The 26,323-nt window shown below is 53.8% G+C and carries 22 protein-coding genes; 13 read left to right on the top strand and 9 right to left on the bottom strand.

Features of this window, described 5'->3' with window-relative positions:
- Positions 1-12: 12 nt before the first annotated feature.
- The 3 genes from HGO37_RS15155 to HGO37_RS15145 form a co-directional block, all read right to left on the bottom strand.
- Complete coding sequence (locus HGO37_RS15155) at positions 13-2,082, bottom strand: ATP-dependent helicase (protein ID WP_250984035.1); 2,070 nt, start codon at positions 2,080-2,082, stop codon at positions 13-15.
- A gap of 247 nt (positions 2,083-2,329) precedes the next feature.
- The gene (locus HGO37_RS15150) at positions 2,330-3,556 is read right to left on the bottom strand and encodes a PQQ-dependent sugar dehydrogenase (protein WP_250984034.1); all 1,227 of its coding nucleotides are present in this window, start codon (positions 3,554-3,556) and stop codon (positions 2,330-2,332) included.
- A 148-nt stretch (positions 3,557-3,704) separates the two neighbouring features.
- Positions 3,705-4,154: a hypothetical protein gene (locus HGO37_RS15145; protein WP_250984033.1), complete on the bottom strand. Its 450-nt coding sequence runs from the start codon at positions 4,152-4,154 to the stop codon at positions 3,705-3,707.
- Between the two features lie 207 nt (positions 4,155-4,361).
- Here HGO37_RS15145 and HGO37_RS15140 point away from each other — a divergent pair, with 207 nt between their 5' ends.
- A complete protein-coding gene (locus tag HGO37_RS15140) occupies positions 4,362-5,078 on the top strand; it encodes a Crp/Fnr family transcriptional regulator (protein ID WP_250984032.1) in 717 nt (238 codons plus the stop codon).
- A gap of 52 nt (positions 5,079-5,130) precedes the next feature.
- On the top strand, positions 5,131-5,376 hold the full coding sequence (locus HGO37_RS15135; RefSeq protein WP_250984031.1) for a DUF6894 family protein: 246 nt from the start codon (positions 5,131-5,133) through the stop codon (positions 5,374-5,376).
- A gap of 4 nt (positions 5,377-5,380) precedes the next feature.
- On the opposite strand, the gene HGO37_RS15130 is transcribed toward HGO37_RS15135, so the two are convergent.
- Positions 5,381-6,022, bottom strand: coding sequence for a Crp/Fnr family transcriptional regulator (locus tag HGO37_RS15130; protein WP_371815379.1), 642 nt, complete (start codon positions 6,020-6,022; stop codon positions 5,381-5,383).
- Between the two features lie 174 nt (positions 6,023-6,196).
- On the opposite strand from HGO37_RS15130, the gene HGO37_RS15125 reads away from it, so the two are divergent.
- The 6 genes from HGO37_RS15125 (at position 6,197) to HGO37_RS15100 (ending at position 12,333) form a co-directional block, all read left to right on the top strand.
- Positions 6,197-6,643: a response regulator gene (locus HGO37_RS15125; protein ID WP_250984030.1), complete on the top strand. Its 447-nt coding sequence runs from the start codon at positions 6,197-6,199 to the stop codon at positions 6,641-6,643.
- A gap of 179 nt (positions 6,644-6,822) precedes the next feature.
- A complete protein-coding gene (locus HGO37_RS15120) occupies positions 6,823-7,482 on the top strand; it encodes an ABC transporter ATP-binding protein (RefSeq protein ID WP_250984029.1) in 660 nt (219 codons plus the stop codon).
- Positions 7,479-9,887, top strand: coding sequence for an ABC transporter permease (locus tag HGO37_RS15115; protein ID WP_250984028.1), 2,409 nt, complete (start codon positions 7,479-7,481; stop codon positions 9,885-9,887). The genes HGO37_RS15120 and HGO37_RS15115 overlap by 4 nt, the downstream gene beginning before the upstream one ends.
- The gene (locus HGO37_RS15110; protein WP_250984027.1) at positions 9,877-10,944 is read left to right on the top strand and encodes a lipocalin-like domain-containing protein; all 1,068 of its coding nucleotides are present in this window, start codon (positions 9,877-9,879) and stop codon (positions 10,942-10,944) included. Before HGO37_RS15115 ends, HGO37_RS15110 begins: the two co-directional genes overlap by 11 nt.
- An 81-nt stretch (positions 10,945-11,025) precedes the next feature.
- Positions 11,026-11,268: a DUF2934 domain-containing protein gene (locus HGO37_RS15105; protein WP_250984026.1), complete on the top strand. Its 243-nt coding sequence runs from the start codon at positions 11,026-11,028 to the stop codon at positions 11,266-11,268.
- 102 nt (positions 11,269-11,370) lie between these two features.
- Positions 11,371-12,333 (top strand): YihY/virulence factor BrkB family protein, encoded by a 963-nt coding sequence (locus tag HGO37_RS15100; RefSeq protein WP_250984025.1) that lies wholly within the window; start codon positions 11,371-11,373, stop codon positions 12,331-12,333.
- 38 nt (positions 12,334-12,371) lie between these two features.
- Here HGO37_RS15100 and HGO37_RS15095 read toward each other — a convergent pair whose 3' ends face one another.
- Positions 12,372-12,983, bottom strand: coding sequence for a TetR/AcrR family transcriptional regulator (locus HGO37_RS15095; RefSeq protein WP_250984024.1), 612 nt, complete (start codon positions 12,981-12,983; stop codon positions 12,372-12,374).
- Between the two features lie 87 nt (positions 12,984-13,070).
- Here HGO37_RS15095 and HGO37_RS15090 point away from each other — a divergent pair, with 87 nt between their 5' ends.
- Positions 13,071-13,844, top strand: a complete 774-nt coding sequence (locus HGO37_RS15090) for an SDR family oxidoreductase (RefSeq protein ID WP_250984023.1) — start codon at positions 13,071-13,073, stop codon at positions 13,842-13,844.
- Positions 13,845-14,400: 556 nt separating this feature from the next.
- Positions 14,401-14,757 (top strand): hypothetical protein, encoded by a 357-nt coding sequence (locus HGO37_RS15085; protein ID WP_250984094.1) that lies wholly within the window; start codon positions 14,401-14,403, stop codon positions 14,755-14,757.
- Between the two features lie 739 nt (positions 14,758-15,496).
- Here HGO37_RS15085 and HGO37_RS15080 read toward each other — a convergent pair.
- From HGO37_RS15080 to HGO37_RS15065, 4 genes are all read right to left on the bottom strand, one after another.
- Positions 15,497-16,333, bottom strand: coding sequence for a WecB/TagA/CpsF family glycosyltransferase (locus tag HGO37_RS15080; protein WP_250984022.1), 837 nt, complete (start codon positions 16,331-16,333; stop codon positions 15,497-15,499).
- A 289-nt stretch (positions 16,334-16,622) separates the two neighbouring features.
- On the bottom strand, positions 16,623-17,819 hold the full coding sequence (locus tag HGO37_RS15075; protein WP_250984021.1) for a glycosyltransferase family 2 protein: 1,197 nt from the start codon (positions 17,817-17,819) through the stop codon (positions 16,623-16,625).
- 138 nt (positions 17,820-17,957) lie between these two features.
- Positions 17,958-19,043 carry a polysaccharide deacetylase family protein gene (locus HGO37_RS15070; RefSeq protein ID WP_250984020.1) on the bottom strand — a complete coding sequence of 362 codons (1,086 nt, stop codon included), beginning with the start codon at positions 19,041-19,043 and terminating at the stop codon, positions 17,958-17,960.
- 50 nt (positions 19,044-19,093) lie between these two features.
- Positions 19,094-21,715 (bottom strand): glycoside hydrolase family 9 protein, encoded by a 2,622-nt coding sequence (locus HGO37_RS15065; protein ID WP_250984019.1) that lies wholly within the window; start codon positions 21,713-21,715, stop codon positions 19,094-19,096.
- 374 nt (positions 21,716-22,089) lie between these two features.
- Here HGO37_RS15065 and HGO37_RS15060 point away from each other — a divergent pair, with 374 nt between their 5' ends.
- From HGO37_RS15060 to HGO37_RS15050, 3 genes are all read left to right on the top strand, one after another.
- Positions 22,090-23,241 carry an O-antigen ligase family protein gene (locus HGO37_RS15060; protein ID WP_250984018.1) on the top strand — a complete coding sequence of 384 codons (1,152 nt, stop codon included), beginning with the start codon at positions 22,090-22,092 and terminating at the stop codon, positions 23,239-23,241.
- Between the two features lie 244 nt (positions 23,242-23,485).
- Positions 23,486-24,619, top strand: a complete 1,134-nt coding sequence (locus HGO37_RS15055; RefSeq protein ID WP_250984017.1) for a polysaccharide biosynthesis/export family protein — start codon at positions 23,486-23,488, stop codon at positions 24,617-24,619.
- 116 nt (positions 24,620-24,735) lie between these two features.
- Positions 24,736-26,313 (top strand): nucleotide-binding protein, encoded by a 1,578-nt coding sequence (locus HGO37_RS15050; protein ID WP_250984016.1) that lies wholly within the window; start codon positions 24,736-24,738, stop codon positions 26,311-26,313.
- The last annotated feature ends 10 nt before the right edge of the window (positions 26,314-26,323 follow it).

The raw sequence follows: 26,323 nt of genomic DNA, 5'->3' as shown, positions 1-26,323 counted from the left end.
GGCTGGTCACCGTCACTTCCACATGGAGCGCATTCGCGCACCGACATCCATGCGTATCTGGGTGGCACTGCGCTCGCTGGCGTTAGGGCTTATCTTCGGCCAGCTTGTTGACTCGAAGAATTGCAGCAATGTCGCGGGAATGAAGCGGGTGCGCGAGGCGTAGACATGACGGTCACCTTGCGTGTTTTGTCCGTGGGTAAAAAAGCGTTGCGGGGTAATGAGCGAAAGGCTGTCACGCGCCCTAGTCATTCCAACGTAAAGCAAACGTCGCTCTTCTTCGATCTCGGCCGTCGTACCAACCCCGAGGTCAGAAGGAATGCAGCCATCAACCACATTGAGCATAAAAACGGAGCGCCATTCCTGACCCTTGGAAGAATGGATGGTTGACAGGATCAGGTAATCCTCATCAAGCAACGGGACCCCGGCCTGATCACTGGTCGCGTCGGGCGGATCAAGGGTCAGCTCAGTCAGAAATCTTTCCCGGTTGGCATAACCTGCTGCGATCTGCTCAAGCTGGATGAGATCGGCCTTGCGCGTGTCAGCATCCTCGTGAATGCGATCAAGATAGGGCTCATACCACAGGCGAGCCAGGCCAATCTCGGCAGGCCAGCTCGCCCCCATCTTCCTCAGGCCTACCATGAGAGTGATAAACTTTGCCCAGTCTTCACCACTCTTGGGTGGAGGCGGAATCTCCGCGAGCGAGATCAGCGGCTCCGGTTCTGCCGTTATCGTGTCGAGGATTTTACCTGCCGTTTGTGGGCCAATACCCGGTAACATCTGAAGCAGTCTGAAACCCGCCACGCGGTCACGCGGGTTCTGCGCAAACCGCAGTACGGCCAGCAGGTCCTTGACATGAGCGCTGTCGAGAAACTTCAAACCGCCGAACTTCACGAAGGGAATATTGCGCCTGGTCAGCTCAACTTCCAACGCACCGCTGTGGTTGGATGAGCGGAAGAGCACCGCCTGCTGTTTTAGCGATATTCCGATCTCGCGATTGGCCAGTACCTGTTCGACAATATAGGCGGCCTGATCGGTCTCGTCCTTTACGGTGACCAGCATTGGCCGCTGTTCGGATTCGCGGTCGGTCCACAGATTCTTGGTAAAGCGCTCCCGGGCAAGATCGATCACACCATTTGCGGCGGCAAGGATCGGCTGTGTGGATCGATAGTTCCGGTCAAGGGTAATGACATCAGCCGGTTGCGGCGAAAATTCCTTCGGAAAATCGAGAATGTTGCGAATGGTAGCGGCGCGAAAGGAATAGATCGACTGTGCGTCATCGCCAACCACCGTCAGGCCCTGACCATTTGGCTTGAGCGATCTGAGAATGGATGCCTGCAGACGGTTGGTGTCCTGATATTCATCAACGAGAATATAGTCGAAACGATTGCCGATATCTCCCGCAAGTTCCGGATCTGACACCATTTGAGCCCAGTAGAGAAGAAGGTCGTCGTAGTCGAGTACGTTTTGTGCCTGCTTGGCCTCGACATAGGCGCCAAACAACTCCTTCAACTCATTTTCCCATTCCGTGACCCAAGGCCAGGAGGTTTTAAGCGCTTCGGCAATCGAACATTCCGAATTCACCACGCGGGAATAGATGGCAAGGCACGTGCCCTTGGTCGGAAACCGGTCCCGGGTTTTGGAAAAACCGAGATCATGCCGGACGATATTCATAAGATCGGCGCTATCTTCGCGATCATGAATGGTGAAATCGACGTTCAGTCCGATCTGTTCGGCATAGATCCGCAAAAGCCGTGCGCCGATGCCGTGGAATGTGCCCGCCCACGCAAGTGCATCGGTCATGACGGCGGAATTTTCGCCGAGAACCTGCCGACAAATGCGCTGGACGCGCCGGGTCATTTCCGAAGCTGCCCGTCTGGAAAAGGTCATTAGCAGAATGCGGCGTGGATCCGCACCATTGACGATGAGATGAGTGACGCGATGCGCAAGCGTATTGGTCTTGCCAGAGCCAGCACCGGCAATAATCAGCAGTGGTCCGCCGATCTGCCCATCCACTGCGCCGATGCCATGCACGACAGCACTTCGTTGCTGGTCATTCAGTTTTTCCAGATAGGTCGCCGTCATTTGATGCCTGTAAATGCTCTCATTTCGCGCTGCTACATAGTCCGTCACGCCATTACTGCGATGGCGTTCAGGCCCAGACGATTCCGAAAGCCCGAAAATATTGGCGTCTGCATAACATGAAAGGAACAAAAAAGGAACATGCTGGCGTAAAATGCCGGTGTATGTGGTTCGCACCGCGCGCGCCGCTTGGCCGTTGCGCGCAGTGCTTTGATATGGCGGGCGGCAGTTAAACAGCCCGCAGTGTCAGTCAGGTTGCATTGGTAATTTTGATGATTGTCGAGTTTCCGCCACCACGTTGTTCGGTCACTGCAAAGACAGAACCGTCAGGTGCAACTTTCACATCGCGGATACGTGCTTCTAAATCGAGCCGTCCTTCATGCGAGACGCGATCACCATCCATATGGACCGCTACGATGCCCTGGCTGACAAGCCCGCCAATCAGGAAGGCGCCTTTCCATTCCGGTATCAGGTCATGATCATAATAGGCCATGCCAGAAGGCGCGATAACGGGATCCCAGTAATAGACCGGCTGCTCGGTACCTTGCTGTGAGGTAATACCATCTCCCACTGCGCGACCGCTGTATTCAATGCCGTAGGTTACCTCTGGCCAACCGTAATTTTTTCCGGCTTCCGGTCGATTGAGCTCATCGCCGCCCTTGGGCCCGTGTTCGACCAGCCACAGACGTCCCTGTCCATCGAGGGCTGCTGCCTGAACATTGCGGTGTCCCAAGCTCCAGATCTCGTCGAGCGCGCCGTCCGTGGCGACGAATGGATTGCCTTCAATTGCCTTGCCTGATGTGTCGATGCGGAAAACCTTGCCAAAACCGCTTGCCAGATCCTGCGCACCGGTGCGCACTTCCGCGTCTGAACGCTCGCCGACCGTCACATACAACTCACCCTGCGGTCCAAATACCAGGCGTGAACCGAAATGTTTGTCACCGTCGTAACTCGGTGTCTGCTGGAATATGGTCGTTACACCTTCGAGTTTTGCACCACCGTCGACCTCGACCAATTTTGCTGCGGCCACGGAAGTGCCGTTGCCATCTTGGCGGGGTTCTGAAAACGAGAAATAGATCATGCCGGATGTTTCAAAGTCCGGTGCGAGCGCAACGTCCAGCAGGCCGCCCTGACCAGCAGAGGCTACTTCCGGAACGCCTTCAATAGGCTCGCTGACTGCACTGCCATCTTGCGAAACAATGTGCATAGCACCTTCCTTTGCCGTGACCAGCATGCGGCCATCCGGCAGGAACTCCATTGCCCACAGGTGTGGCAAGTCCTTGGCAATCACCTTCATTTCGACACGTGGCTGGTTTTCAGGCAACGGTGCCCGCGTCTGGTTTTCAAACGCCGGTGCCTGCTGCGGCGCATTTGCTTTTCCTGTTTCTGCGGTGTTGCTGTCTTGGGCCGAAACGGGAACCGCAATAAGGCTGCATGCAAGCATCGTGGTGGCGAGAATGTAGTTTTTTCTGAACATCGACAGTTGGCTCCCTTGAGTGCTGGCGGGGCAGATTGATGCCACGCTTCGTTTCAGGAACACATGCGGGCTAAATTTGTTGCAACACACCAGTTCAACAAAAATTTATCGCCTCGAGAGGTGACTGCCAGGCATTTCAGCTGGGGCGTTAACGGCCTCTGACAGATGCCCATAGAAACCCCGCTGCTGCCGCCATTGATACCCACAATAAAGGTTGGGCGCGCACCTTCTCCTCAATCGTTTCCACCTGGTCGCGCACTTCCGCTTTCGCCAATCTGGCAGATGATGTGCCGACAGAACGAATGGCGTCGGAAAGTTTTGTAATCTCGCTGCTGAGATCTCGCAGTTCCTGACGTGTAGCGTCGTCGTCACGGACGGCAGTTTTGGGTGTTATGAGGTCAGCGCTGTTTTCAATCTGCTCTGCGGCGTCAACATCGGTCCGTCCCGAAGGCACGGAGGTTTGCGTAATCGACAAAGGATCGGATGCGGGAAACGTATCTTCAATCGCGTTCTGCAGGTCGTCATTTGCGCTCTTGTCTTTGACGGCAGCCTGCTCCTTGCGGAGCGACTGGACGGCGGGCGATACTGGATTTTTCATGATTTTTCTCCTGAGCTAGTCCTTTTAAATCATCAAGAGGGCTCAGATGTTCCGTGCGGGCCAATAAATTTGGGTGGTAAGCAAGACGGCAAGTCGGGTTGCTGAACAGATTACCTGCGTATAAGCTTTCCGTAGTCGTTTGCAGGGTGTTCGAAGGCGCAGACGATGAGGGGTGCCAACTCTTGCCTCAAGACGGAAGCGAACGTCATGGTTTCAGCCAATCAGGATTCCATTCGGAACAAACTACTATCCATTCTTCCGCCCGACGATTTTTCGTTGATTGCAAAGCACCTGGAATATGTCGACTTGCCTCGTGGCACAGTTCTGGCCCGGGTGGGTGAACCGATCGATCATGTATACTTTCTGGCGTCGGGCATAGGCTCGCTGGTGACTACGACGCCTGATGGAAACAGTGCAGAGGCGGGAATTTTCGGATTTGAAGGTTATGTGCCAACAACTGCCATTGCCGAAGTGGAAACCAGTTCGCACGATGTAACGATGCAGCTTTCCGGCGATGCATATCGCGTTGACTACAAAAACTTCCGCGCTGCTATGGAAAACAGTAGCTTTTCAAAGATTGTTATTCGGTCAATCGAGGCTTTTTCAGTCCAACTTGCTCAGACAGCAGTTTCCAACGCTGTCCACGATGTCAATGAGCGGCTCGCACGCTGGCTTTTGATGTGCCACGACCGTGTGACGGGAAACGAGATCGCACTGACCCATGAGTTTATTGCCCGAATGCTGGCCGTACGTAGACCAAGCGTCACCACCTCACTTCACGTGCTGGAAGGTAACGGTTTCCTCAAATCACAACGTGGCATGATTACAATAAGGAACAGGGCTGCGCTTGAAGAGTTTGCACATGACGCTTACGGAAAGCCGGAGGCAGAGTACCGGCGTCTTATGAAGGACCTTTTCCCATGAACGTTGCAAACGAAGCCAAACATCACAACGCCCTCAGACTGATGTTGTCGATATGAGCCGATATTTCTTTCACCTACGCCGTGACGGAGAAATTGTTTCCGATGTCGAGGGCGATGACTTTTTGAATGATGATGCTGCTCGCGTAAGTGCCATTGGTGCGGTCCGAGAAATGGTTGCTGCACTCATCAAGAGCGGGCGCGTGGTGGCTGATGAATATGTGGATGTATCGGATGACGCTGGCAAGCTTCTGTTCAGCGTATCCTTTCACGACGTCGTGCAAAATCATTTGAAAAAATAACTGATCAAAAAGGACCGATCAGTCGACGATACTCCGCTTCTGGTTCGCCGTAGGCGCCCCCGGCAAATTCCTCAAGTCCCTTGCGGTCACGGATCGTCACCCTGCCGCGCTCTGCCACAACAAGCTTCATGCCTTCCAGAACATGGAACGCGTTGGTGATACTGGGTCGTCGAACCGCGAGCATCAGGGAAACGAAGTCGTGGGTGAGGCTTATTTCATCGTCGTCCAGCCGATCGTGGCACATCAGTAACCATCGGGCTAGGCGTTGGTCGACCTGATAATTGGCGTTGCAGAGGGCCGTGTATGATATTTGTGCGGCAAATGTCTGGATGAATCTTGCTAGCAGGTTTGCAAAGATCGGATTGGCCGACAGCTTGTCATTCACTGCGTCGATCGGCATGCGGTAGGCTTCACCCGACACCTGCATTAGCACCTCGTGAACACTGATGGTTCCGCCCACGCCTGCCGAAGTCGGGCAAAACCCCTCACGCCCGACCATGCCAGCTTCGGAGCGTTGACCATCCTTTGATGCGGTGACCACCGACCCGATGCCACTGCAAAGAAAATAGACATACTCGATGGTGCCGTTGGCACTCGCGATGACTTCGCCTTTCGGGAGGTCAACCGGCGTCAACGCATCGGTCACACTTGCGAATTCATGGGGAGGCAAAAGAGCTAGGAGTCGACTGCGAGAGGCGGGGTGGTCCGAAACGTTCATGGCACTCGTTGACGGGCGTGAGTCCGAACCCACAGCCGTTAAGCCCTGAGCTATTTCAAACGGTTGGTGATTCTATAGCATTCCGGAAATTCGACGGATTTTATGTACGCTGGCATACCTTCCACCTATGCGCGTCAGAAACTGCTAAGCTGCGGTTTATTGCAAGGAGAAGTTACACTGGTAACGCGTACATATGACACCGTTCTGGTGCTGGACGACCAGCCGCTCATCGCCCTTGAGGTCGAGGATTTGCTCACGAGCGCCGGTTTTTCAAACATTGTCACCTTTACCTCCTGTGCCGAAGCGCAAAATTGGCTTAACACCAACACACCACAGCTGGCGGTTATAGAGACACGTCTGCGTGACGGTGCATCGGACGAGGTCGCTGGAATCCTCTCATCCCGCAATGTCCCCATCATTGTGCATTCTGCTGATGATGCGCAGGTTGATACCGCTGCGGAAATTACTTGGGCGAGCCGTTTCTGGATCAACAAACCATGCTTGCCGGATGCCTTTTTGAAGGCCGTTCAGGATTGTCGCGTCGCCTAGCAGACGGTCCTGTATTCGTCATTCCCCATCAAATCAACGCCATTTCCCTCCCATGTGGTGATCAATGGGTGGTATCGTTTGGCCTGTGGAATTAAAGATGACGCATGCCGCGTCGCAAACTGGCGACGTCGGCAACGACGCGCGGGTGGCTCCACCTGATATTCCTTAGTGAGACTGCCATGATCCTTTCGCTTTCTGATATCACCAAATCATACCCGTCAGCCGAAGGGCAAATCCCGGTCCTGAAAGGTGTGACGCTTGATCTGGCAAAAGGCGAGAGCCTTGCGCTGACGGGTGAATCCGGTAGTGGCAAAAGCACCCTTCTGCACCTGGCAGGCGGGTTGGACAAGCCAGATAGTGGCACTATCACTGTCAACGGGCGCGACATCACCAATCTCGATGATGCGGGTCGTGCAGGCTTTCGCAGGCGCGATGTCGGGGTCATCTTCCAGCAGTTCAATCTCATTCCAAGTCTGGATGTGAAAGCCAATATCTCGTTTCACGCCAAGCTCGCGGATCGTTTCGATCAGGCGTGGGAGACGCAACTCGTTGAAGAACTTGGCATCGGTCAGCTTCTTCATCGCTACCCCGAACAGCTTTCCGGCGGTCAACAACAAAGGGTGGCGATCGGGCGGACACTGGCGGCCAGACCGTCGCTTATTCTTGCCGATGAACCGACCGGCAATCTGGACGAAGCCACAGCCGATATCGTACTAAATATCATGCTGCGACTGACCAAATCGGCGGATATTGCCCTTCTTCTGGTAACACATTCCAACAGACTGGCCGACAAGCTGGACCGCCGGATCACTCTGAGTGGCGGAAGGGTTGTCACATGAGGAGGATTGCCTTCTGGGCGCTGCTGTCCCACTGGCGTTACAGACCACTGCAGTTGACCACACTCATTCTGGGTGTGGCGCTTGCGACGGCGCTGTGGTCTGGCGTGCAGGCAATCAATGCGGAGGCGAGGGCAAGTTACGGACGTGCCGCTGCCGTCTTCGACCAGAATGCTCTCGATCAATTGGTACCGCGAAACGGAAGCACTATCGCCACCGAGACATATGCAAAATTACGCCGCTCGGGCTGGTCCGTTTCACCGGTTATCGAGGGTGACTACAGGTTTGGTCAGACGCGCATCCGGCTGATTGGCATCGATCCACTGAGCATGCCCTCGCAAGCACAGTTTACCCCAGTTTCAAGCGCCGCAGGTCTTACCGAATTTGTCCGTTCTCCCGGCCAGTTGATCGTGTCGGCTGCGACTGCCGCCCGCCTGACCGATACCGCTGGTCTATCGGTCAAAATAGCGGCGGATCTTCCTGATGGCGCAGCTTTTGTTGACATTAGTGTTGCCGACCGGCTGCTGAACCGCAATGGCGAACTGAGCAGGATCGTGATCTCGCCTGACCAGAAAGCAGGGCTTGAAGCCATCAAAAACATAGCGCCGGAGCTGATGGTGCGCGATGCCGGCGGGCGACCTGATGTTGCCCAGCTGACCGACAGTTTTCATCTTAATCTGACAGCCTTCGGTTTTCTGGCATTCGTAGTCGGCCTTTTCATCGTCTACTCAGCGACAGGCCTGTCTTTTGAGCAACGCCGCGCGACCTTCAGAACATTGCGGTCGCTTGGAGTATCGCTGCGCACGCTCACGACAATGCTTGCCATCGAAACCATTGCCTTTGCCCTTCTCGCAGGTGTGCTTGGCGTCGTGCTGGGTTACCTCGTCGCATCTGCTCTCCTGCCTGGTGTCGCGGCGACATTGAGCGGTCTCTACGGGGCAAGCGTAGCGGGTGGACTTTCGATCAGACCGCAATGGTGGTTGGCAGGGCTGGCCATGGCGTTGGCTGGCACGGCCTTGTCGTCTGTGCAACATCTGCTGCATGTCTGGAAAATGCCGATACTGGCGGCTGCACAACAAAGAGCCTGGGCGCGCGTGTCGACTAAAAGGCTGGTGGTTCAGTCAGGTATTGGCGTTTCCTTGCTGTTTGCCTCTGCCATTATCGCGGTCGCGGGCGAGGGCCTTTACTCCGGTTTTGCCGTGCTTGGGGCGCTGCTGCTTGGTGCAGCGCTTATTTTGCCAGCCCTGTTGGCACTGGTGATGGCTGCTGGACAATACATGTCCCGACAGGTTCTCATGCAGTGGTTCTGGGCTGACACGCGCCAGCAATTGCCCGGCCTTTCCTTGGCACTGATGGCGCTGCTTCTGGCGCTTTCGGCCAATGTCGGTGTCGGAACAATGGTGTCCAGTTTTAGGCAGACCTTTCTGGGCTGGCTGGATCAGCGTCTTGCCGCAGAGGTGTATGTTACGGCGCGCAATGAGGCGGAAGCCGAGAGGCTACGTGGCTGGCTGCCCGGACATGTCACGGCGATTCTGCCGATCTGGAGCACGGAAGGTGAGGTGCTTGGCAGGCACATACAGATTTCAGGCGTTGCAGATGATGTCACCTACCGCGACCACTGGCCCTTGATTGCTCGCTCCACCTCGACCTGGGATGAGATTGCCAAGGGACAAGGCGCGCTTGTCAATGAGCAGCTTTGGCGAACCGGCAAGGCAAACCTTGGTGAACGGATTAACCTGCCCGGTGGTTGGTCGGCAGAGATTGTTGGCGTGTTCTCTGACTACGGCAATCCAAGTGGCCAGGTCATGATCGGGCTCGATGCACTTGTCCGGCATTATCCCGATGTGGCGAAACTTCGGTATGGTTTGCGTATGAAACCGCAACAGGTGCCGGAATTCAGAAAAAAGCTGTCAGAAGAGTTTGGCCTGCCAGAGAGCAACGTCATCGATCAGGCCGCCCTGAAACGGCAGTCGACGGCGATCTTTGAGCAGACATTTGCGGTAACCGGCGCGCTTAACATTCTCACGCTTGCGGTCGCCGGATTTGCAATGTTTTCCAGTCTGCTGACATTGTCAGCACTTCGACTGCCGCAGCTTGCTCCCGTATGGGCGATGGGGCTTCGCCGCCGTGATCTCGCGCTACTGGAAATCGTCCGAACGATCGCCTTGTGGCTGGCGACCTTTGTCGCGGCGGTTCCCGTCGGACTGGCGCTTGCGTGGGTTTTGCTTGCAATCGTCAATGTCGAAGCTTTTGGCTGGCGGTTGCCCCTGATCCTGTTTCCATTCGACTGGCTGAAGCTCGGCGTTGTTGCGCTGCTGGCGGCTTTGATTTCGGTTCTGATCCCGGTGCGGCGACTGGCCACAACCGATCCTGCCGATCTACTGAGGGTGTTTGCCAATGAACGTTAGAACGGCGTTTTTTATCGTCTTCGCATTAATCACGGCTGCACCGGTCGCCGCTGTTGCGCAGGGTTTCGCCGGGCTCGGTTCAAATGCCGAGGGGTTTACCGTGCCGCAAAAAGGCGTGGCGTTGCAGTTTCCACGTGACCACGCTGCGCATCCCGATTTCAGGATCGAATGGTGGTATGTCACGGCCAATCTGGAGACGGTTGATGGTCGTCCGCTGGGTGCTCAATGGACATTATTCCGTTCGGCACTTGCCCCGCAAGAACGGGCAGGCTGGTCCGACCCGCAAATATGGATTGGTCACGCGGCCCTTACGACCGCAACCAGCCATCATGTCGCCGAAAAATTTGGCCGAGGTGGTGTGGGGCAGGCGGGAGTAGCAGCTGAGCCATTTGCTGCGTGGATTGATGATTGGCAGATGAAGAGTGTCGTTGCGGCCGAGCAGGACGGTATGGATGGCGTATCGCTCAAGGCCAGTGGCAAGGATTTTTCCTATGATCTGACCCTGAAAGCACAGGGGCCGGTGACACTGCAGGGCGACCACGGGTATTCGGTAAAATCACTGGCTGGGCAGGCAAGCTATTATTATTCGCAGCCGTTCTACGCCGTCACCGGTCGGGTGGAGCTTGACGGGCAATCTGTCGAAGTGAAGGGAAAGGCCTGGCTTGACCGTGAATGGTCATCGCAGCCGCTTGCTGCCGACCAGACCGGATGGGACTGGTTTTCACTGCATCTGGATAGCGGGGAAAAAGTCATGGCTTTCAGGCTGCGTGACAGCGGTGAAGGTTACACTTCCGCAAACTGGATCAGCGCTGATGGCACGCCGTCGCCGCTCGCTTCCGGCGATGTGTCTTTTGAACCGCTTAGATCTGCGGATGTCAACGGCAAGTCGATCCCCGTGGAGTGGCGGGTACGAATTCCAAGTCGCGGTCTAGACATCACAACGAAGGCACTCAACGATCAGGCATGGATGGCCACATCCACGCCTTATTGGGAAGGTCCGATCACGTTTGAAGGCAGTGTGTCGGGTCGCGGATATCTTGAAATGACAGGATATTAAGCGTCTTGCATTTTTCTCTTCTGGAATACGGAACAACTCGGTTTCGACGGGGTTGGACGTAACAATAAGGGAGGAAGTGTCATGACCGACAGGGAAGAAAAAATCCGCCAACTGGCCTATAAAATCTGGGAGGAAGAGGGCCGCAAAAGCGGTTTTCACAACGATCATTGGCTGCGTGCTGAAAAAGAGCATCAAATGACCGACCAGCAGGCCGAACAGGCGACCAAAGCCAATCAACACGCCGATGAGGAATTTGCCAAGGACAACAGCGGCAAAAAATCTGCGGTGGACATTCGCCCACCGTCGATTTCCAGCCCGGATTAATGCAGGGACGTGCGCCATCAATGGGGGCGGTGGCGCTGATGTGGAGCGCATCCGAGGCGTTGGTGTGGATGAGAAACATGCGAATGATGGATAGGCAGATATTTGGAACGTGATCTCGACAAGGCGATAGGACGGGATGCAGATGCGCCCAACGAAATCCCTGCAAAGGGCATGCGCGATGTGTTCTGGCGTATCGTCAAAGCGCTTATGGTTGATCGGGTCACGTTGATCGCAGCTGGCGTTACCTATTTCCTGCTTCTATCGCTGTTTCCTGCCCTTGGTGCACTGGTGGCCCTTTACGGCTTTATCGCTGATCCGGTGACGATCGTCGATCATATCAGCTTTCTGGCGCGGATCCTGCCGCCTGGGTCCTTTGACATCGTGCTTGGCCAGTTGCATGCGCTTGCCCAGCAAAAGAGTTCAACGCTGAGCATCGCTTTCGTCAGCGGTCTCATCATTGCCCTGTGGAGTGCCAATAGTGGCATGAAAGCGCTGTTCGAAGCGATGAATGTCGCCTATCAGGAAAGCGAGAAGCGTAATTTTTTTCGCCTTAACCTGCTATCCCTGACATTTACTTTTGGTGCCCTAATCGTCGTTATCGTGATCATTGCGGCGATTGGCGTTCTGCCGGCGGCTCTTACCTATCTGTGGCTTGACCGGTGGCAGGAAATGCTTGCCCGGTTCGTGCGCTGGCCGTTCCTTATCCTGTTCGTCGGCTTCGGAATTACCGTAGTACACCGCTTCGGCCCCAGCCGTGAGCAAGCCAAGCTAAGGTGGATCAACTGGGGTGTCTTGTTCAGTACATCTCTATGGTTCGTCGCATCGCTGCTTTTCTCCTATTACCTTGAAAATTTTGCGAATTATAATGCGACATATGGAACACTGGGCGCCCTGATAGCTCTGATGGTGTGGGTGTGGATTTCCGTCATTATCCTGATCGTCGGTGCCCAGATAAACGCAGAGCTGGAACACCAGACGGCGCGAGACACGACGACCGGCTCGCCCAAACCCATGGGCCAGCGCGGTGCCTTTGTTGCCGATACGCTGGGCGAAACACTCGAATGACAACGCGCTCTTCGCGCAAAGGGTGGCTTTGGCGAATGTCAGCGCTTGCCGGGCCATGCATTCAGGGCGATATCGACCAGTGCCTTCAATCTTATCGTACATGCGCCGTCGCAGGCTTGAGCGGACATGCCCTGCATGACAGCGCCGTAGAAACGGGCCAGTGTGTCTGTATCCGTTCCCTCAGGTAGTTCACCTTCGCTGACCGCGCGGTCAAATCGGCTCTTCAGAACCTGTATCGAGGCTTCGCGCAGTGCTGCCGTTGTCCGGGCCACCGAGGCGTTTTCTTCTGAGTGCTGCAAAACGGCCGTCGAGACGATACAGCCCCGCGGCTTGTCTGGCTGGGTGTCTCCTTCGGCGATGTCATAAAGGAATAATTTGAGCGTCTCATAAACGGGCCTTTTTGCGTCAAGCAGTTGTAGGCGTTGGCTGTTTTGCTGGCTGATGCTGTGGTTGAGCGCCATGCGGAACAGTTCTTCCTTGGAGCCGAAGGTTGCATAGAGCGATGGCGGTGTGATGCCCATGGCGGCGGTGAGATCGGCAATCGATGTGCCTTCGTAGCCACGTTCCCAGAACAGATTGGCTGCAACCTCAAGTCCGGTTTCCCGATTGAGCACGCGGGGTCTGCCGCGTTTCCGCACCGTTTCAGACATTATTATATCGATCCCTACATAAATATTGACATGCCATTCAGCGGTTTTATTATATCGTTCGCTAGTTAAATCGCAACGGAGTGATTTATGTCCAAGAAGCTATCCAATAAAACCGCCCTGATTACAGGAAGTTCCCGCGGCATCGGCCGGGCTGCCGCTCTGGCATTTGCCAGGCAAGGTGCGGGTCTTATCGCTGTCCACTATGCTGCCAATGCAGATGCCGCACAGGCGACTGTGCGTGAAATTGAAGCTCTGGGCGCAAAAGCGGTGGCCATCGGCGCCGATCTGCGCAAGGGCAAGCAAGCGACAGACAGCCTCTGGCAGCAGTTCAAGGAGGCTGCGATCGCGTTTTCTGGTAAACCGGTGCTTGATATTCTCGTCAATAATGCCGGGATTGCAACGGCAACATCGATAGGTGACACGACCGAAGCTGCATTCGATGAGTTGATGACCATCAACTTCAAAGCGCCCTTCTTCCTGATACAGGCTGTGGCTGATGATATCAGCGACAATGGGCGTATCATCAATGTTTCGACCGGTTTTGCGCGTGTTGCAGCACCAACTCACCCTGCCTATGCGGCATCAAAAGGTGCTCTCGAAACGCTTACTCTTGCTCTTGCGCCGGAGTTCGGCAAGCGCGGAATTACCGTCAATGTGGTCAGACCCGGCGTGACTGAGACAGACATGAATGCCGAATGGCTGGCAATGCCGGAGGCACGTGCGGGTGCCGAGGCGATGTCGGTCTTCAATCGTCTGGGACGTGCCGATGACATTGCTGATGTCATCACATTCCTTGCGTCGGAAGAGGCCCGCTGGACGACAGGACAGATGATTGACGCAACAGGTGGCGCACGATTGTGATCCTCGTGGCGGCGTGGGCAAACTTTGCCCACGCATACTTCTAGGTCTGCATAGCGTCGAACGATGATCGACCCTCATGTGGTTGGCAGAACATTTGGTTAGACGTGACGTTCGGCACAGCATTCCATTGCTTGGTTACACGACCGCTTTGCAACAACAAAAAATGCTTGTGGTCATGCGGCGGCCTATCGCCGAGGCAATCAGCACGGATGGCCGTCTTGTTATCCGCGAACTGCCCTTCTCATCATCACGCATCGCCACCTGCCTGCGCTAGCATAAAAGGCCGGATTCTCAGCCCGCACATCGCTGGTTGCGTGACATCATCGCCGCCGCAGTGGCGGCTGACTGACGGCACTTTCACGTAGCATGCGTTGGTCGAACCGCCTGAGAAGTCGCCGCGTAATACATGTGACCGTCGTCCAGAACGGTTATTTCCATCGGAAACAGATCGCGACTTTTTGTCCGCAAAACAACGATAAATCGCCGTTGCTTACCGTTTCAAACGCGCTACATTCATGGTGTGGAGTAAGCTTGGAGGAGCAGTTTCATGAAACGAATGTGGCCGGAAGAATACAATTCCTTGTTACAGGGTGCTGAGGAGGTGACGCTTGATGTCACAGGAGATGCCTCAGATGACCCGACCTCTCACCCGGAAGCTCTTCGTAAGGCTTTAAAAGTTCGAATGCTGCAACAGGATTATGAGCGCATCTGGCCTCTTGCAGAGGCGCGTTATCGTCTCGACGGCAAGTCGGCAGGAAAGGCAATTACGCTCATCGCGAACAACCCGCATTATCAGCGTTGGCATCCAGCCGATGGCGGTACCGTTGAAGAAAAATCAGAAAGTGGAAATGTGAGCCAATCCAAATACGTCATCGTGCATTTTCTGCTTGATGATGTGAGCGTGGCCGCCTGATAAGCGGATTTGATTTCCAGCAGCGTCGTCTAACCACGCGTTGCCGCTTATCACTCATCCCGATCTGATTGTTTAACTGCTATCAACTGGTCAGATCGGGGTTTTACTGTGTGCGTCGAGCACACAATGTCCGTAACCAGATCGAGCAGCGCCAGTTAGATCCGCGCGCGCCGCTTCATCCCATCCACCTGCGATCATCAGGCGTTGGTGGCATCTGGATGCTTGCCGGCGATCCCTGGCGAAGCCTCTTGCCTATCTCCAGCCCCCTAAAAAAGGGGAGGCTCTCCACTGAAAAAGCAAAAATTTCGCAATGAAAAAGCCACAGTGCGTAATTACCAAGCTTCGCGAAAGGCACGGCTGGTATTTCTAACAGATGCCGAATCGTGCTTTAGCTACTTTGGCTAGGTGAGTACTTGACGCGGGGGCGTTGTCATTCTGGCTGTGACGGGAAGGTATTGGTATGACGATAGCTGGGATCCTGTATTTGATGATCGCATCTATTTTTGCCATCGCAAACTCAGTTGAATCTGCACGGCGAAGACTGCCCTGGGGCAGGTATGTTGTGGGGCTGCTTCTGTGCCTGGTTTGGCCAGTTCCGTTTGTTGTTGTCGCCGCTCAGTTGATCCATCGCGCGAGCGTGCGACGCTTCGAGGATCAGCGGTTTTTCTCGATGATAAAACGGCAGCCATAATAGAGGCGCTGAAGCGTCTCGGCCTTCGCGTTCAGGAAATGATCGCTTTCAAGCGGTCTTGTGCTTTTCAAGCTGTTTTTCGACGATATTCTTTTCCGATCTTGCCCGCTGCCGGGATTTTGAGCGCATCATGGCTTCCGCGGCAAACATCCGAACAAGCGGCGGGACCGCATAGACATAGCGGCGCCAGAGCCTCCGGGGATCGGACATCAGTCGATAGAGCCATTCAAACCCGAATTTCTGCATGACGAATGGCGCCCTTGTCTGAAGGTTTGTGATGAATTCCAAAGATGCCCCACAACAGATGCAAACGCCGGTTGAGCCTGCTGTGTGTGATATTTCGTAAGCGATCAGCTCAGACTGTGGTGAGCCAACAGCAATGAATATGAAGTTTGGCTTGTCCCGGGCGGCAAATTCTGCACAGGCACGCATCGCCTCTTCATTGGTGATCACATTACGTGGCGGCACGTGGTAGGTAATGTGGACGTCCGGGAACCGTTCAATCATGCGCTGTGCGACCTCCTCGTAAGGAGCGATCAAAGTAACGCGGTCCCCTGGCTGAATTACCTCATGAAAAAGACATGCCGTCAGATCTGAGCCGGTAACGAGCGGCAACGGAAAAGACAGGGATTTCGCCATCCAGGAAATAGGTTTGCTATCGCATAGAGAAAGCCAGGACTGTTCGTAAATGTTCTGCAGGATATTATCGCCGCGTAATCTAACGGCATGATCGACGTTCGGAGTAACGATGTAAAAAAAACCATCGGTGTGTTTGACGCCCTCAATTGCGGCAATAACCTCATGAAACCGTAAAGTGTTGTACGGAACATCCAGAAACCGTTGTTTGACTTCCCACGCGTCGCCATTGATCGACACATTTTCCATCGTCGTTCCCCCCGAAAAAAATTATGCGTTTTGTAATTTTATATTTAGTTAAGCAATTATTAATAATGCAGTATTGTTGTGAAGCGAGTCAATACAATTTCCTCGTGAAAGAAATTGTTTGTCGTCTGGAATTTCTTATTTGAGATGCATGATGCTATCTCATCGCTACTCGGAGAGAGGGGAGGCTGCTAAATAATAAATTTATCTACGTCTTTTGATGTACTTAGTATTACTAATGATAATTACGTTTGTCGTCGAACCGCGCGTGTAGTTAGTAAGCATGACTATATTAAAAAGGTTCGCTGCCGTTGGAACGGTCTGTTCTGATCCAGCTTTTGTTCTGCCGACCACCAATTATGGTAAGATAGAGAGGTATTTTACTGAAGACGTAGGGCAGGACCTGGGTAAGGTCTTTAGGCGGTAAAGCTGTCATTCCGTACTTTAGCCACGCCAAACTTGTTGTTCCGAGCAGCCACATAAGTGCAAGCATTGTCACTGTGAATGGGCCAGCGGGCATATCGAATGAAATGATCAGGCCGATTTCAGTCATGCCGACAATGACCAAGCTCAAAAGAAGGAGGCTCAAAGGTGGGATAAGTAGATCCAGCATCCAAAGCGCCAGTTTCGGCTCTTTGAGGATTTGAGCCTTGGGCAGAGCGCGAAACGCTTCTGAGATGGTCGCAATATGCCCACTTTCCCAACGTTGCCGTTGGGTTGCAGCTCCAGTCTTGGATTGCGGAAAAAAGCTATAGATATATGACGTCTCGCAGAGTGTCGGTGGCTTTCCGACCAGCGTGAGATCAAGTCCCAGCTTCATATCTTCAACGAGGTTTCCGCTCGCGACGTTCACGCCGCGAATAAGGGCCCATGGGAACGCCATGGCGGTCCCGGTGAGCTGGCATCCGACGCCCATGCGCGCCAGCCCCTTTGGCCGTACTTTGTTTTTGATCAGAAAAGCAAACTCGGCAACTTTGGTCCCGATGCTCGCACCGGTCGGCGCAAGCATCAGATTGACGGCCTGGACTGCTCCACTCTGGGCATTTGATGCCCTGACGAGCGCGTCGAGCCCACCCGCCTCGATTATGCAGTCTGCATCAATAAAAACCACGAAGGGCAGTGGATTTTGCGCAATGGCCTGCAATCCCGCATCTAGTGCATAACCCTTGCCGCGAAGCTTAAGATCAGTTCGCTCCAGCACCTCGGCGCCAGCGGCTCGAGCTATTTCAGCCGTGGCATCAGTGCAATTGTCGGCGACAACCAAAAGCCGGTCGAATGGGCGCATTTGCGAAGTTACGCTGACCACCGTTCTTGCAATTCCCTCTTCTTCATCATGGGCTGGAATAATGATGACGGCTGGGAGGCGTTCGGCAGGAGTTGGTGCAACTTGCCGTCTCAGGAAAGACATGGAAACTTCTATTCCATACAGAGCCGTGGGGATCGCAGTACATATAGAGAAAAGCCAAAGCACCGGTGAAATCATGCTCATAAACTTCGGCCTCAACCCAAGCGTCTAATGGTGGTGTGTTATTCAATATGTAAAATAATTACGAGCGGCAAGCAGTATTATCTCTCTGAAATATTTAAGGTGTTCATAATTACACCTACTGTTGCCAACAAGATCCAGTCATCGACTGTTGGCGAAGGTTCCCAATACCCGGAACGGCAATCCCGATGCGAGTGCGGCCACATATCTGCGGCGTTGCCAGCGACCATCGATGTTGACTCTCGGAAGTTGCAATGCCGACGTCACCTGCTCATTGCAAACTGGCGCCTGCACTGTGGTAACCGCCAATTTAAAGCCTGACGCACCTGCGGCCGCAAACTCTCTTGGTCCTGCCTCAGCACGATGACCGTAGGGAAATGCGAAAGTACAGATTTCCTGAGACAATAAAGTTTCCAGGTAATGGCACGATGATGTTAGTTCTTCTGTCAGTTCATCGTGGGTCAACCTGGCCATTGCCCGATGACTGACGGAGTGCGCGCCGATCGTGGCCAGTGGGTGGCGAGAAAGTGCTATGAGTTCGGCCTCATCGAGGATCGTCTCGTCAACGGGCTTCATAGGATCAATACCGCAATCTGATGCCGACTGATTGAGCTTGTCGATGGCTTTTGCTTCATCAGAGTTCATAATGAAACGCGACAGGCGTTGATATGCGGCTTCTCTGGCGTCTGGCGATGCCAAACTGACCTGCTCGCGGCCGTCACCGAAATCGAACTGCAAAGAATGCCCTTGTTGCGTGAGTTCAAAGGCCGTTTCCCACCACATGCTGTGGGTCCGTTGAATGAAGCCTGAGCATGCAAATATTGTAAAGGGAACCTGATGTCGGGCGAACACTGGAAGCGCGTATGTCACGTTGTCGCGATATCCATCGTCCAATGTGAACACAGCGAATGGTTGGGCAGAGGGATCTTTCGCTGCCGTTTCAAGCTCCTCAAGCCGTATAAATCGATATCCCAAATCGCGGAGTGTGCTGATCACCAGATCAAGAAAATCAGGCGTGATTTCCAGATTTTTCTGCTGCGGGTTGCTGCCGGACTGGCTTGGCCGGACATGATGAAGCGTAAAGATAACCCCGTGCATAGCCGAATTTTTGTACAGGCCACTGGCTGTCCATAAAGAGGACGCTTCAAGGATCGCTGTCTTTATTAGCGCCTTTAGCTTGATGGAGGCGGCAGAATCTTGAAGCTTGGTTTTTACGAAGTGTGTCATCCGTTTATTCTACAATCCCAAGCTCTGTTGAATTCCAGTGGGTGACCGTCCTAAATTGCATCCAGAAACAGCGCTATGAATGTCACCGGACCGATGGTTTGATCGACAGTGTATTCCTGCTGAATAACGATGGCTGGATGTTCGATCAGGTATTCGAAGAAGGGCAGGGCAAAGCGATCTGGCTCCACCTTGCGCTGCGCAACCGCGTCGGGGCGTCCCACTTCTGCCAGAGGCGACCATGAGGGCCCAAAAACCCAGCCATATGCAGAGGCGTTTTGTGGCGCCCAGCCATAGATGGTTATCCCAGGTGGCGGCGCCACGCCCATGGCGCGATGATCTTCGTGCAAAGGATGCTCGATCTGCCTAGGGCCGATCCCGGTCGTAAAGCTGATACCAAGCTGGTTTGCGCCGTGCAGGCCATGCATGGTTTGCTGCAACAGGCGAATGATCTGGACATCACCGCTGATCTGATAGGCGCGGAACAGGAGCAGGGTTTGACCGAAATCGGGCGGGCCGCCTTGTCCCCAGCCTGCTGGCGCATAAGGATGTTTCATGCTTGGATAGGCCAGTGACGATTGCACAGAGAGAAGCGTGCCGGCCTCGCGGACAAAGGCTTTTTCAATCTGGTCACGCAATGTTGGGTCGGCATGACCGCTTTGGTGATAGTCCCAGGCGCCATCGCCTTTCTGGAAATAAACGTCTCCCTCTTTTTTCCACGCGGTTTCGACCAAGGTGGCGAAGGATGGATTGTTGTCGAGCCTGAACAGCGAAGCCGCTGCCGCAATGCGCGGTCCTTCTGCATCTTTCTGCAACACGGCCTTGCGGTCTTCCCACGATATGGCAGAAAACGCGCCGGCCTTCGTTCCTGCCTCTATCGATCTGGCGTAGAATTCGTCCGGGTTCTCGAAGCCTCGTTCTGCGGCTTCCCAGGCTTTCAGCGCGCTTTGGCGATAGGTTTCCGACAGGTCTTGTTGACCGGCTTCTCGCAGCAATCGGGCAAGTCGCGCAGCAGATGCCGCATATCTGTAAGTAGAGATATGGTCGGGTGCATAGGTGAATATCTTCAGGTGCTCCAGAAAGCTCGTCGAACCGAGTAATGGATGCCCGGTACTTTCAATACCGCCGCGTACACTTCCATCCGGCAGTTGAAGGCGTCGGTAAAAATCAATGTTCCAGACCGCTTCGTGTAGAAGGTCTGGTGCGCCGTCGAGGCTCTCGTAACCCGGCAAAAGTTCACTGGATTTTGGAATCCCGAGCAGTTCTGCGCGTTTGTTCGCGGGAAGAAACTCGTCAAGTTCAAGGAATGCATCTGAAACCGAAAGATGCTGAATGCGCCTGTCCCAGTCTCCTGCATCCATGTAACCGCCCCAATAGTCATCGGGCGCAACATGGGTCGTAACCCAGGAGGCATTTGAACCCTCCTCAAACGGCACAAAACCGTTGTACCAGTTCGGCGTCCAGACAAGTGGCAGGTTACTTTCGAGTATCTGCAGTTTTGGGCCGGGGCGGAAAGCCTCCGGACGTTCAAACCCAAAACGGTTATCGAGCGGGATGCCGCTGCGATGATTGTAAAGCCCGCCAATGCCATTGCGGGCCAACGCCATCCAGCGGTCGTCAGCAATCTCGAATGTGTCACTCACACCAATGCCAGGCAGTCGCAGGCGGTATTTGCCCGGATTGTTCCATGCGGAATAATCCAGCTCGAACACGAACGTTCCGGCGCGGTTCGATTTATAGGTCAGTGAGACATTTGCTCCGGGTTCGATCACATCAGGCAGCGGTTCGCTGACATCGCTTAAAGTGAAGCCGTCGGCGTCAGTGCTTGCCATTGTTGCAAACACGGCTTTTGCATCCTGTTCGCCACGCAGTCGCTGAAGCGCGACGCGTTGCCCGGTCTGCAGTTCGTGGCCCGGCGCCATAATGTAGGGTTCTGCTCCCGGACGAATGGCCGTAACCGGAAAGGGTACGCCTTCTGCGTAATCGATGAGTGGCTGAGGAAGCCCGTTTGACGGCTCGGGATCGTCGGGCTGGCTGCGAAGACTGACCGGAGCCGTGAAAACCTCTAGGCCGGTTTCATCAATGAGCGAGAAAGTATCGATGCCGTATTTGCGGAAGTCCACTGCGCCGTGCTCTGGTCCTTCCGGCAGCCACAATGCCAGATAGGCAATTTTGGAAGGGTCTTCCGGCCTGTGTCCTACAAAGGTGGAACGCAAAGCGATTGCGCGTGTCTGGAGCGTGTCGAAGACAAAATTCGTTGGTGGAAATACACCCTCAGGCCACGTTATCGTATGTTTCCCTTCGTTGAGTGGCTGATCCAGTTTGAGATAAAATGTGTGTTTGAACGAGGCGCCTGTTTCGGTTGCGCCGCTGTCGCCGCGATAAAAACCAGAACTGTAGGGCACGGATTTTCGGTAGACGGCCACAACGCGTGCTGCGCCGTCCAGCTGATAATTGCTTTGCTTCAGAAACTTCGCGCGATCAAGAAATTGGTCGGGTGGGGTGTCGGAGATGCGCAGATGTCGACGATCTGGCCCGATAACCATGCCCCATTCGTCTTTGTAAGAAATCCAGGAGCCGACGGATGCAGATGCAGGCGCATCAAGCTCGACGATACGGCCAACACGAAAATCCATGTCTCGAATTTCGACTGCAATGATATCCGGAGCAGCCATGGTAATTTCGTGAATACGAACTCCGCTGCTCGCCAATGCTTTAGATGAAGCAGAAAAAGGTGCTGTTAAAATGCACGTTAAGAAAATTATCAAATAAAATAATCTCACGGCACCAAAGACCTTTCATGTCGCAAGCTATGTGTTAATTGTATTGACCGATAGCAACATTGTTAATCGTCAGAGATACAGTTTTGAAGTTTGCATTTGCCGCTCTTCTGTTACTCAGCATTTTTCCAATAAGTTTATTGGTGCGACGATACGCCTTTGTGTCAAGAATATTCTGGATATCATTCGGAAGTTTTCCATTTTACCTGACTGCGGTACCTCTTCTGGATATTGGCATAGTATCCTGGGAGGAGTGGAGCGGTTTTGTCATGGGAATGGAAGTTTCCATTCTCGATTTCATGGCCCTCATAGCTTTGCTGATCTTGCCAACGCAGCATTCGCCCAAAGCTTATTATGTGCCGATGCTTATCTATATATTTGTTCTGATGCTTTCGGTCACGCAGGCGCCTGAGCCAATGGCTGCATTTTTCGGCGTCTGGCAATATCTCAGGATGTTCCTGATCGTCGTTGTTGTTGCCAGGGCCAGCGCCTACGAGGAAGTTCCGTCGCTGATTTACAAAGGCATGATGATCGGGATTGTCGGCCAGTTCATCGCAGTTGTCTGGCAGCGTTTCGGGTTGGGCCTTCCACAGAATACCGGGCTTTTTGTGCATCAGAACACTTTGGGCATGTCGGTGCACTTCGTGCTTTTCCCGCACCTTGTCATGCTGTTGTCGGGCCGCAAGAACCTGCTCTATCTGGTTGGGTCGGTGCTCGTCATGTTGACGATATTGATCTTCACCGCGTCGCGCGCCTCGTTGGGAATGGCCGGTTTTGGAATTGCCCTGACGTTCGCGCTAATGGCGCTTATCGGACTGACCAGACGCAAGATCGCCGTCGTCGGTGGTGCGGTTCTGGTGGCAGTCATGCTGCTGCCGGTCGCTGTGTCGACATTCGAAAAACGCTTTGAAGCAAGTCCGCTCCATGAAGACGCCTATGACGAGCGTGCGGCCTTTAATCAGGCGGCTCTTTTCATGCTTCACGATTTCCCGATGGGGGTTGGCGCAAACCATTACGTCTATGCAGCCCAATCCATGGGCTACTCCGACCGTGCTGGCGTGGACCCATCTGAAGGAAACCGGCGCGCCATCGTGCACAACGCCTACATGTTGGCCGGTGCCGAGACCGGCTACCTTGGTATGGTTGCTTTTTGTCTGATGGTGTTCACGCCGATGCTGCTTGCATTTGTAGCCGGCTTTCGAAATCACGACAAAACAGAAGGCCAGATTCTGCTGGGGTGCGCGATCGCGATGTTCGTCGCCTACGTCCACTCTGGATTCGAATGGATCATATTCACCAAGGAAATCCAGTATTTGCTGGCAATGACATTTGGCTTGGTGATTGGTGTGGCAACACGTCAACGCGCGCGCCAAAGCGAATATTTCAATATTGACACGTCGAATTATCAATACTTTCGTTGATTTTCTGATTCGTTTTGTATTTACTCAACAAACATGCGTAATACATTATGTATTAATTCTCATGGTCTGAAAATTCTACCGAAATTCCGCGTACGAGATTACATAAAAATATGTGCTAACAGGAGTTCGAATGTGTAATTGTGTAAAATTCGAACATGCAATCTTATTTTTTCGAACACCCGCGAATACATTAAAATTTATATTATCTTGGCTGGTGGTATATTTTCTGTCGTTAGCGCCGTCCATGGCAGCGGAATACAAGCTCGATGTTCAGGACAAGTTGCGTGTTTACGTAGCGGAATGGCCTATACTCAATGTTGAACTGTCGGTTGGCGCAAACGGCAGTGTAGCGCTGCCACTGATCGGTGAAGTCCAGGCGCGTGGCCTAGAGCCAGCACAGCTGGCAGCTGCAGTTGCGGAAAAACTGAAGCTGAAAGCAAATCAGCGCCAACTTCCAGACGTTTCCATTGATGTGGTTGGTTACAGACCATTTTATATTCTGGGATCGGTCACATCCCCCGGCGAATATGCATTCAGGCCCGAAATGCTGGTGTTGAATGCCATGAGCATCGCAGGTGGAGCTTATCGCGCTGTTGGCTATTCAGAGTGGGATCTTGCACGCACCTCGATCAACGGGGTTGGAGAGCTGAATGTTGCTGAATTGAGAAAAGCTACGCTGCTGGCCGAACAGGTTCGATACGAAGCTGAAGTCGGCGAACGTGGTTTTCCTCCAACGCCCCCTGATGCAGCGCCATCCTATGCGCGCGCCTTGGATGAACAACGAGAGTTATTCACAGCCAATAACAACAGCTACGAAAACCAGGCCAAAACCCTGGGCGCGATGGTCGAGTTGCATAAAACGGAAATAGCATCGATTGCGATGCAGCTTGAAACTGTCTCGAGCAAGCTTGCCGAGTATCAGGTCGAAGTCGAAAAAGCGACCAGACTAGAGAATTCCGGCCTGGCTACGAACCGTCGCTTGCCGTTGCAGCGGGATCTGTTCGATATTCAGCGAGAACAGCGCCTATTAGAGTTCGAAAAAGTCAGAGCCGAGCGCGCTGTGCAGGAAGCATTGCTGCGCATTGAGACGCTGGGCAGCACCCGTAAAACGGCGGCTCAGGAAGGTCTTCAGCGGGCAAGATCGATGATGCGTGAGATTGATGAACAGCTCACTTCATTGAGCCAATTGGTAACCGGTGCGGCGCTGCAGACGGAGCAATTCAAGACAGCAAGACAGCGGGAAGAGCTGCCGCGCTTGCAGTTTACAATCATCAGGGGCCGGGATGCGCAGATGCAGCAAATCTCGGCGACCGAGGTTACTCCAATCCTGCCTGGAGACATAATCAAGGTGGAGCTTTCAGGTAATAAATCGATGTAGGGGAAGCGCGCCGGTTTCGCCGACAAGACCTGACATAATACGATCAATTCGTGCGTGTTTAGGCGATGTGGCGGGGATGGCAGCTGCAGTCTTGATGTCTTCAGACAGGTGCAAACATGATGTTATCGCGTAACATGCAGACCCATTCTATCCCGTCACTTCCGATATCGACGGACAATACATATGACTGGCGCTGGATGGTGAAAGCGATACGCAATCGTATCTTTTTGATCATCTTGATTGCCGCATTATTGTCTGCAGCCGCTGTCGCATTCGTCCAATATCGACCCGCGGCTTACACGGCATCATCGACGCTGAACATTACCAATCTGCGATTGACGATGAGCCGCGATGACGCGTTTTTTGCCGAGTTGCAGTTTGATCCGACATTCCTCGAAACGCAGATTCGGATAATCTCGTCGGACTCTGTGCTGATGAACGTTCTCTCAAAATTGCAGATCATCGACAGCTCACCTGCTACTGCAGAAAATCCGCCATCGGCAGAGCGGACTGCCAAGCTTGTCCAGGAGGCGGAGGCCCTCGACGATTTCAGGAGGGCCTTGGACGTTCAACGGCTGGGCATGAGCAACCTGGTCAGCATCAGATATACGGCCGAAACAGCAGAGCGCGCCGCGACAGTCGCAAACACCGTTACGGAAACCTATTTGGCAAAGCTGGAGCAGGACCGGCTTGAGGCCGCAGAAACGGCAAGTAGCTGGCTGCGTGAGCGTTTGCAGGAAGTCGGTCCGAAGGCACAGGTCGTTTCCGAGGCATTGCCGCCAGTCCACAAAAGCGACATTCGTGGCATCTTCATCATCGTCCTGGCTGCCATTATCGGGGTTTCGCTCGGAGCGGTCATCTCGCTTCTGCTGGCGTTTTTTGACAAGCGGATCCGTAGCCCTGAACAGATTATGGAAATCGTGGGCAAACCCTGCATGGGTCTTGTGCCAACGCTGCCGAGAAAACGTCGCAAGAACAAGGTTGATCTGTTGTACTCGGTTGCCAACCAGCCTTCGAGTGGGCTTTGGCATACTTTACGGCACCTCGACACTGTTGTTACGAGTGCGGAGGCAAAGGGCCCGAACATTGTCGGTTTTACCTCGACCATTTCCGAAGAAGGCAAGACGACCATCGCCGGTAATTTTGCGGTCATGAAAGCAAGAGCCGGGAAAAAAGTTCTGCTCATCGATGCCGATCCCTACCGCAAGTCGCTCTCCCATCTTCTCGTTTCTGCTGTAGACGAAACGGAAAAACCGGAGCTGGCCAACGGTGCAGACGCTGACATTGCGTCTCTCATTGAGAAAGATCAGACGGCGGGCTTCGCATTTCTGCGTCTTGGCGATCAGAGTGATATGGATGTGACGACACAGCTTTTCTGGTCTGAGACAATGCCGAAACTCTCGGCAGTTTTCAAAGACTACGATCTGGTGATCTTCGATCTGCCGCCACTTGTGGCACTTGGCGATCTTCAAAATGCCGCGCAGGTCGTCGATAAATTTATCCTCATCGTCGATTGGGGCAAACTGACAGGTGTGATGCTTCAGACGGCAATGGTTATGAACCCGACGGTTCATGAGAAGATCGCAGGCGTTGTCTTGAACAGAGCCGACCGTTCGCGGATGAAGAAGGTCTTTTCACCCTTCGCAGCTTTGCTTGGCAAGCAGTCTCTGCTGGTTGGTGCCAAGAGGCGCTAGAACAGCTTTG

Source organism: Rhizobium sp. CG4, assembly GCF_023701965.1.
In the GTDB taxonomy this organism is placed as follows: domain Bacteria; phylum Pseudomonadota; class Alphaproteobacteria; order Rhizobiales; family Rhizobiaceae; genus Agrobacterium.
The sequence above is the reverse complement of the archived record's forward strand: the minus strand, read 5'-3'. Positions and strand labels throughout refer to the sequence as shown.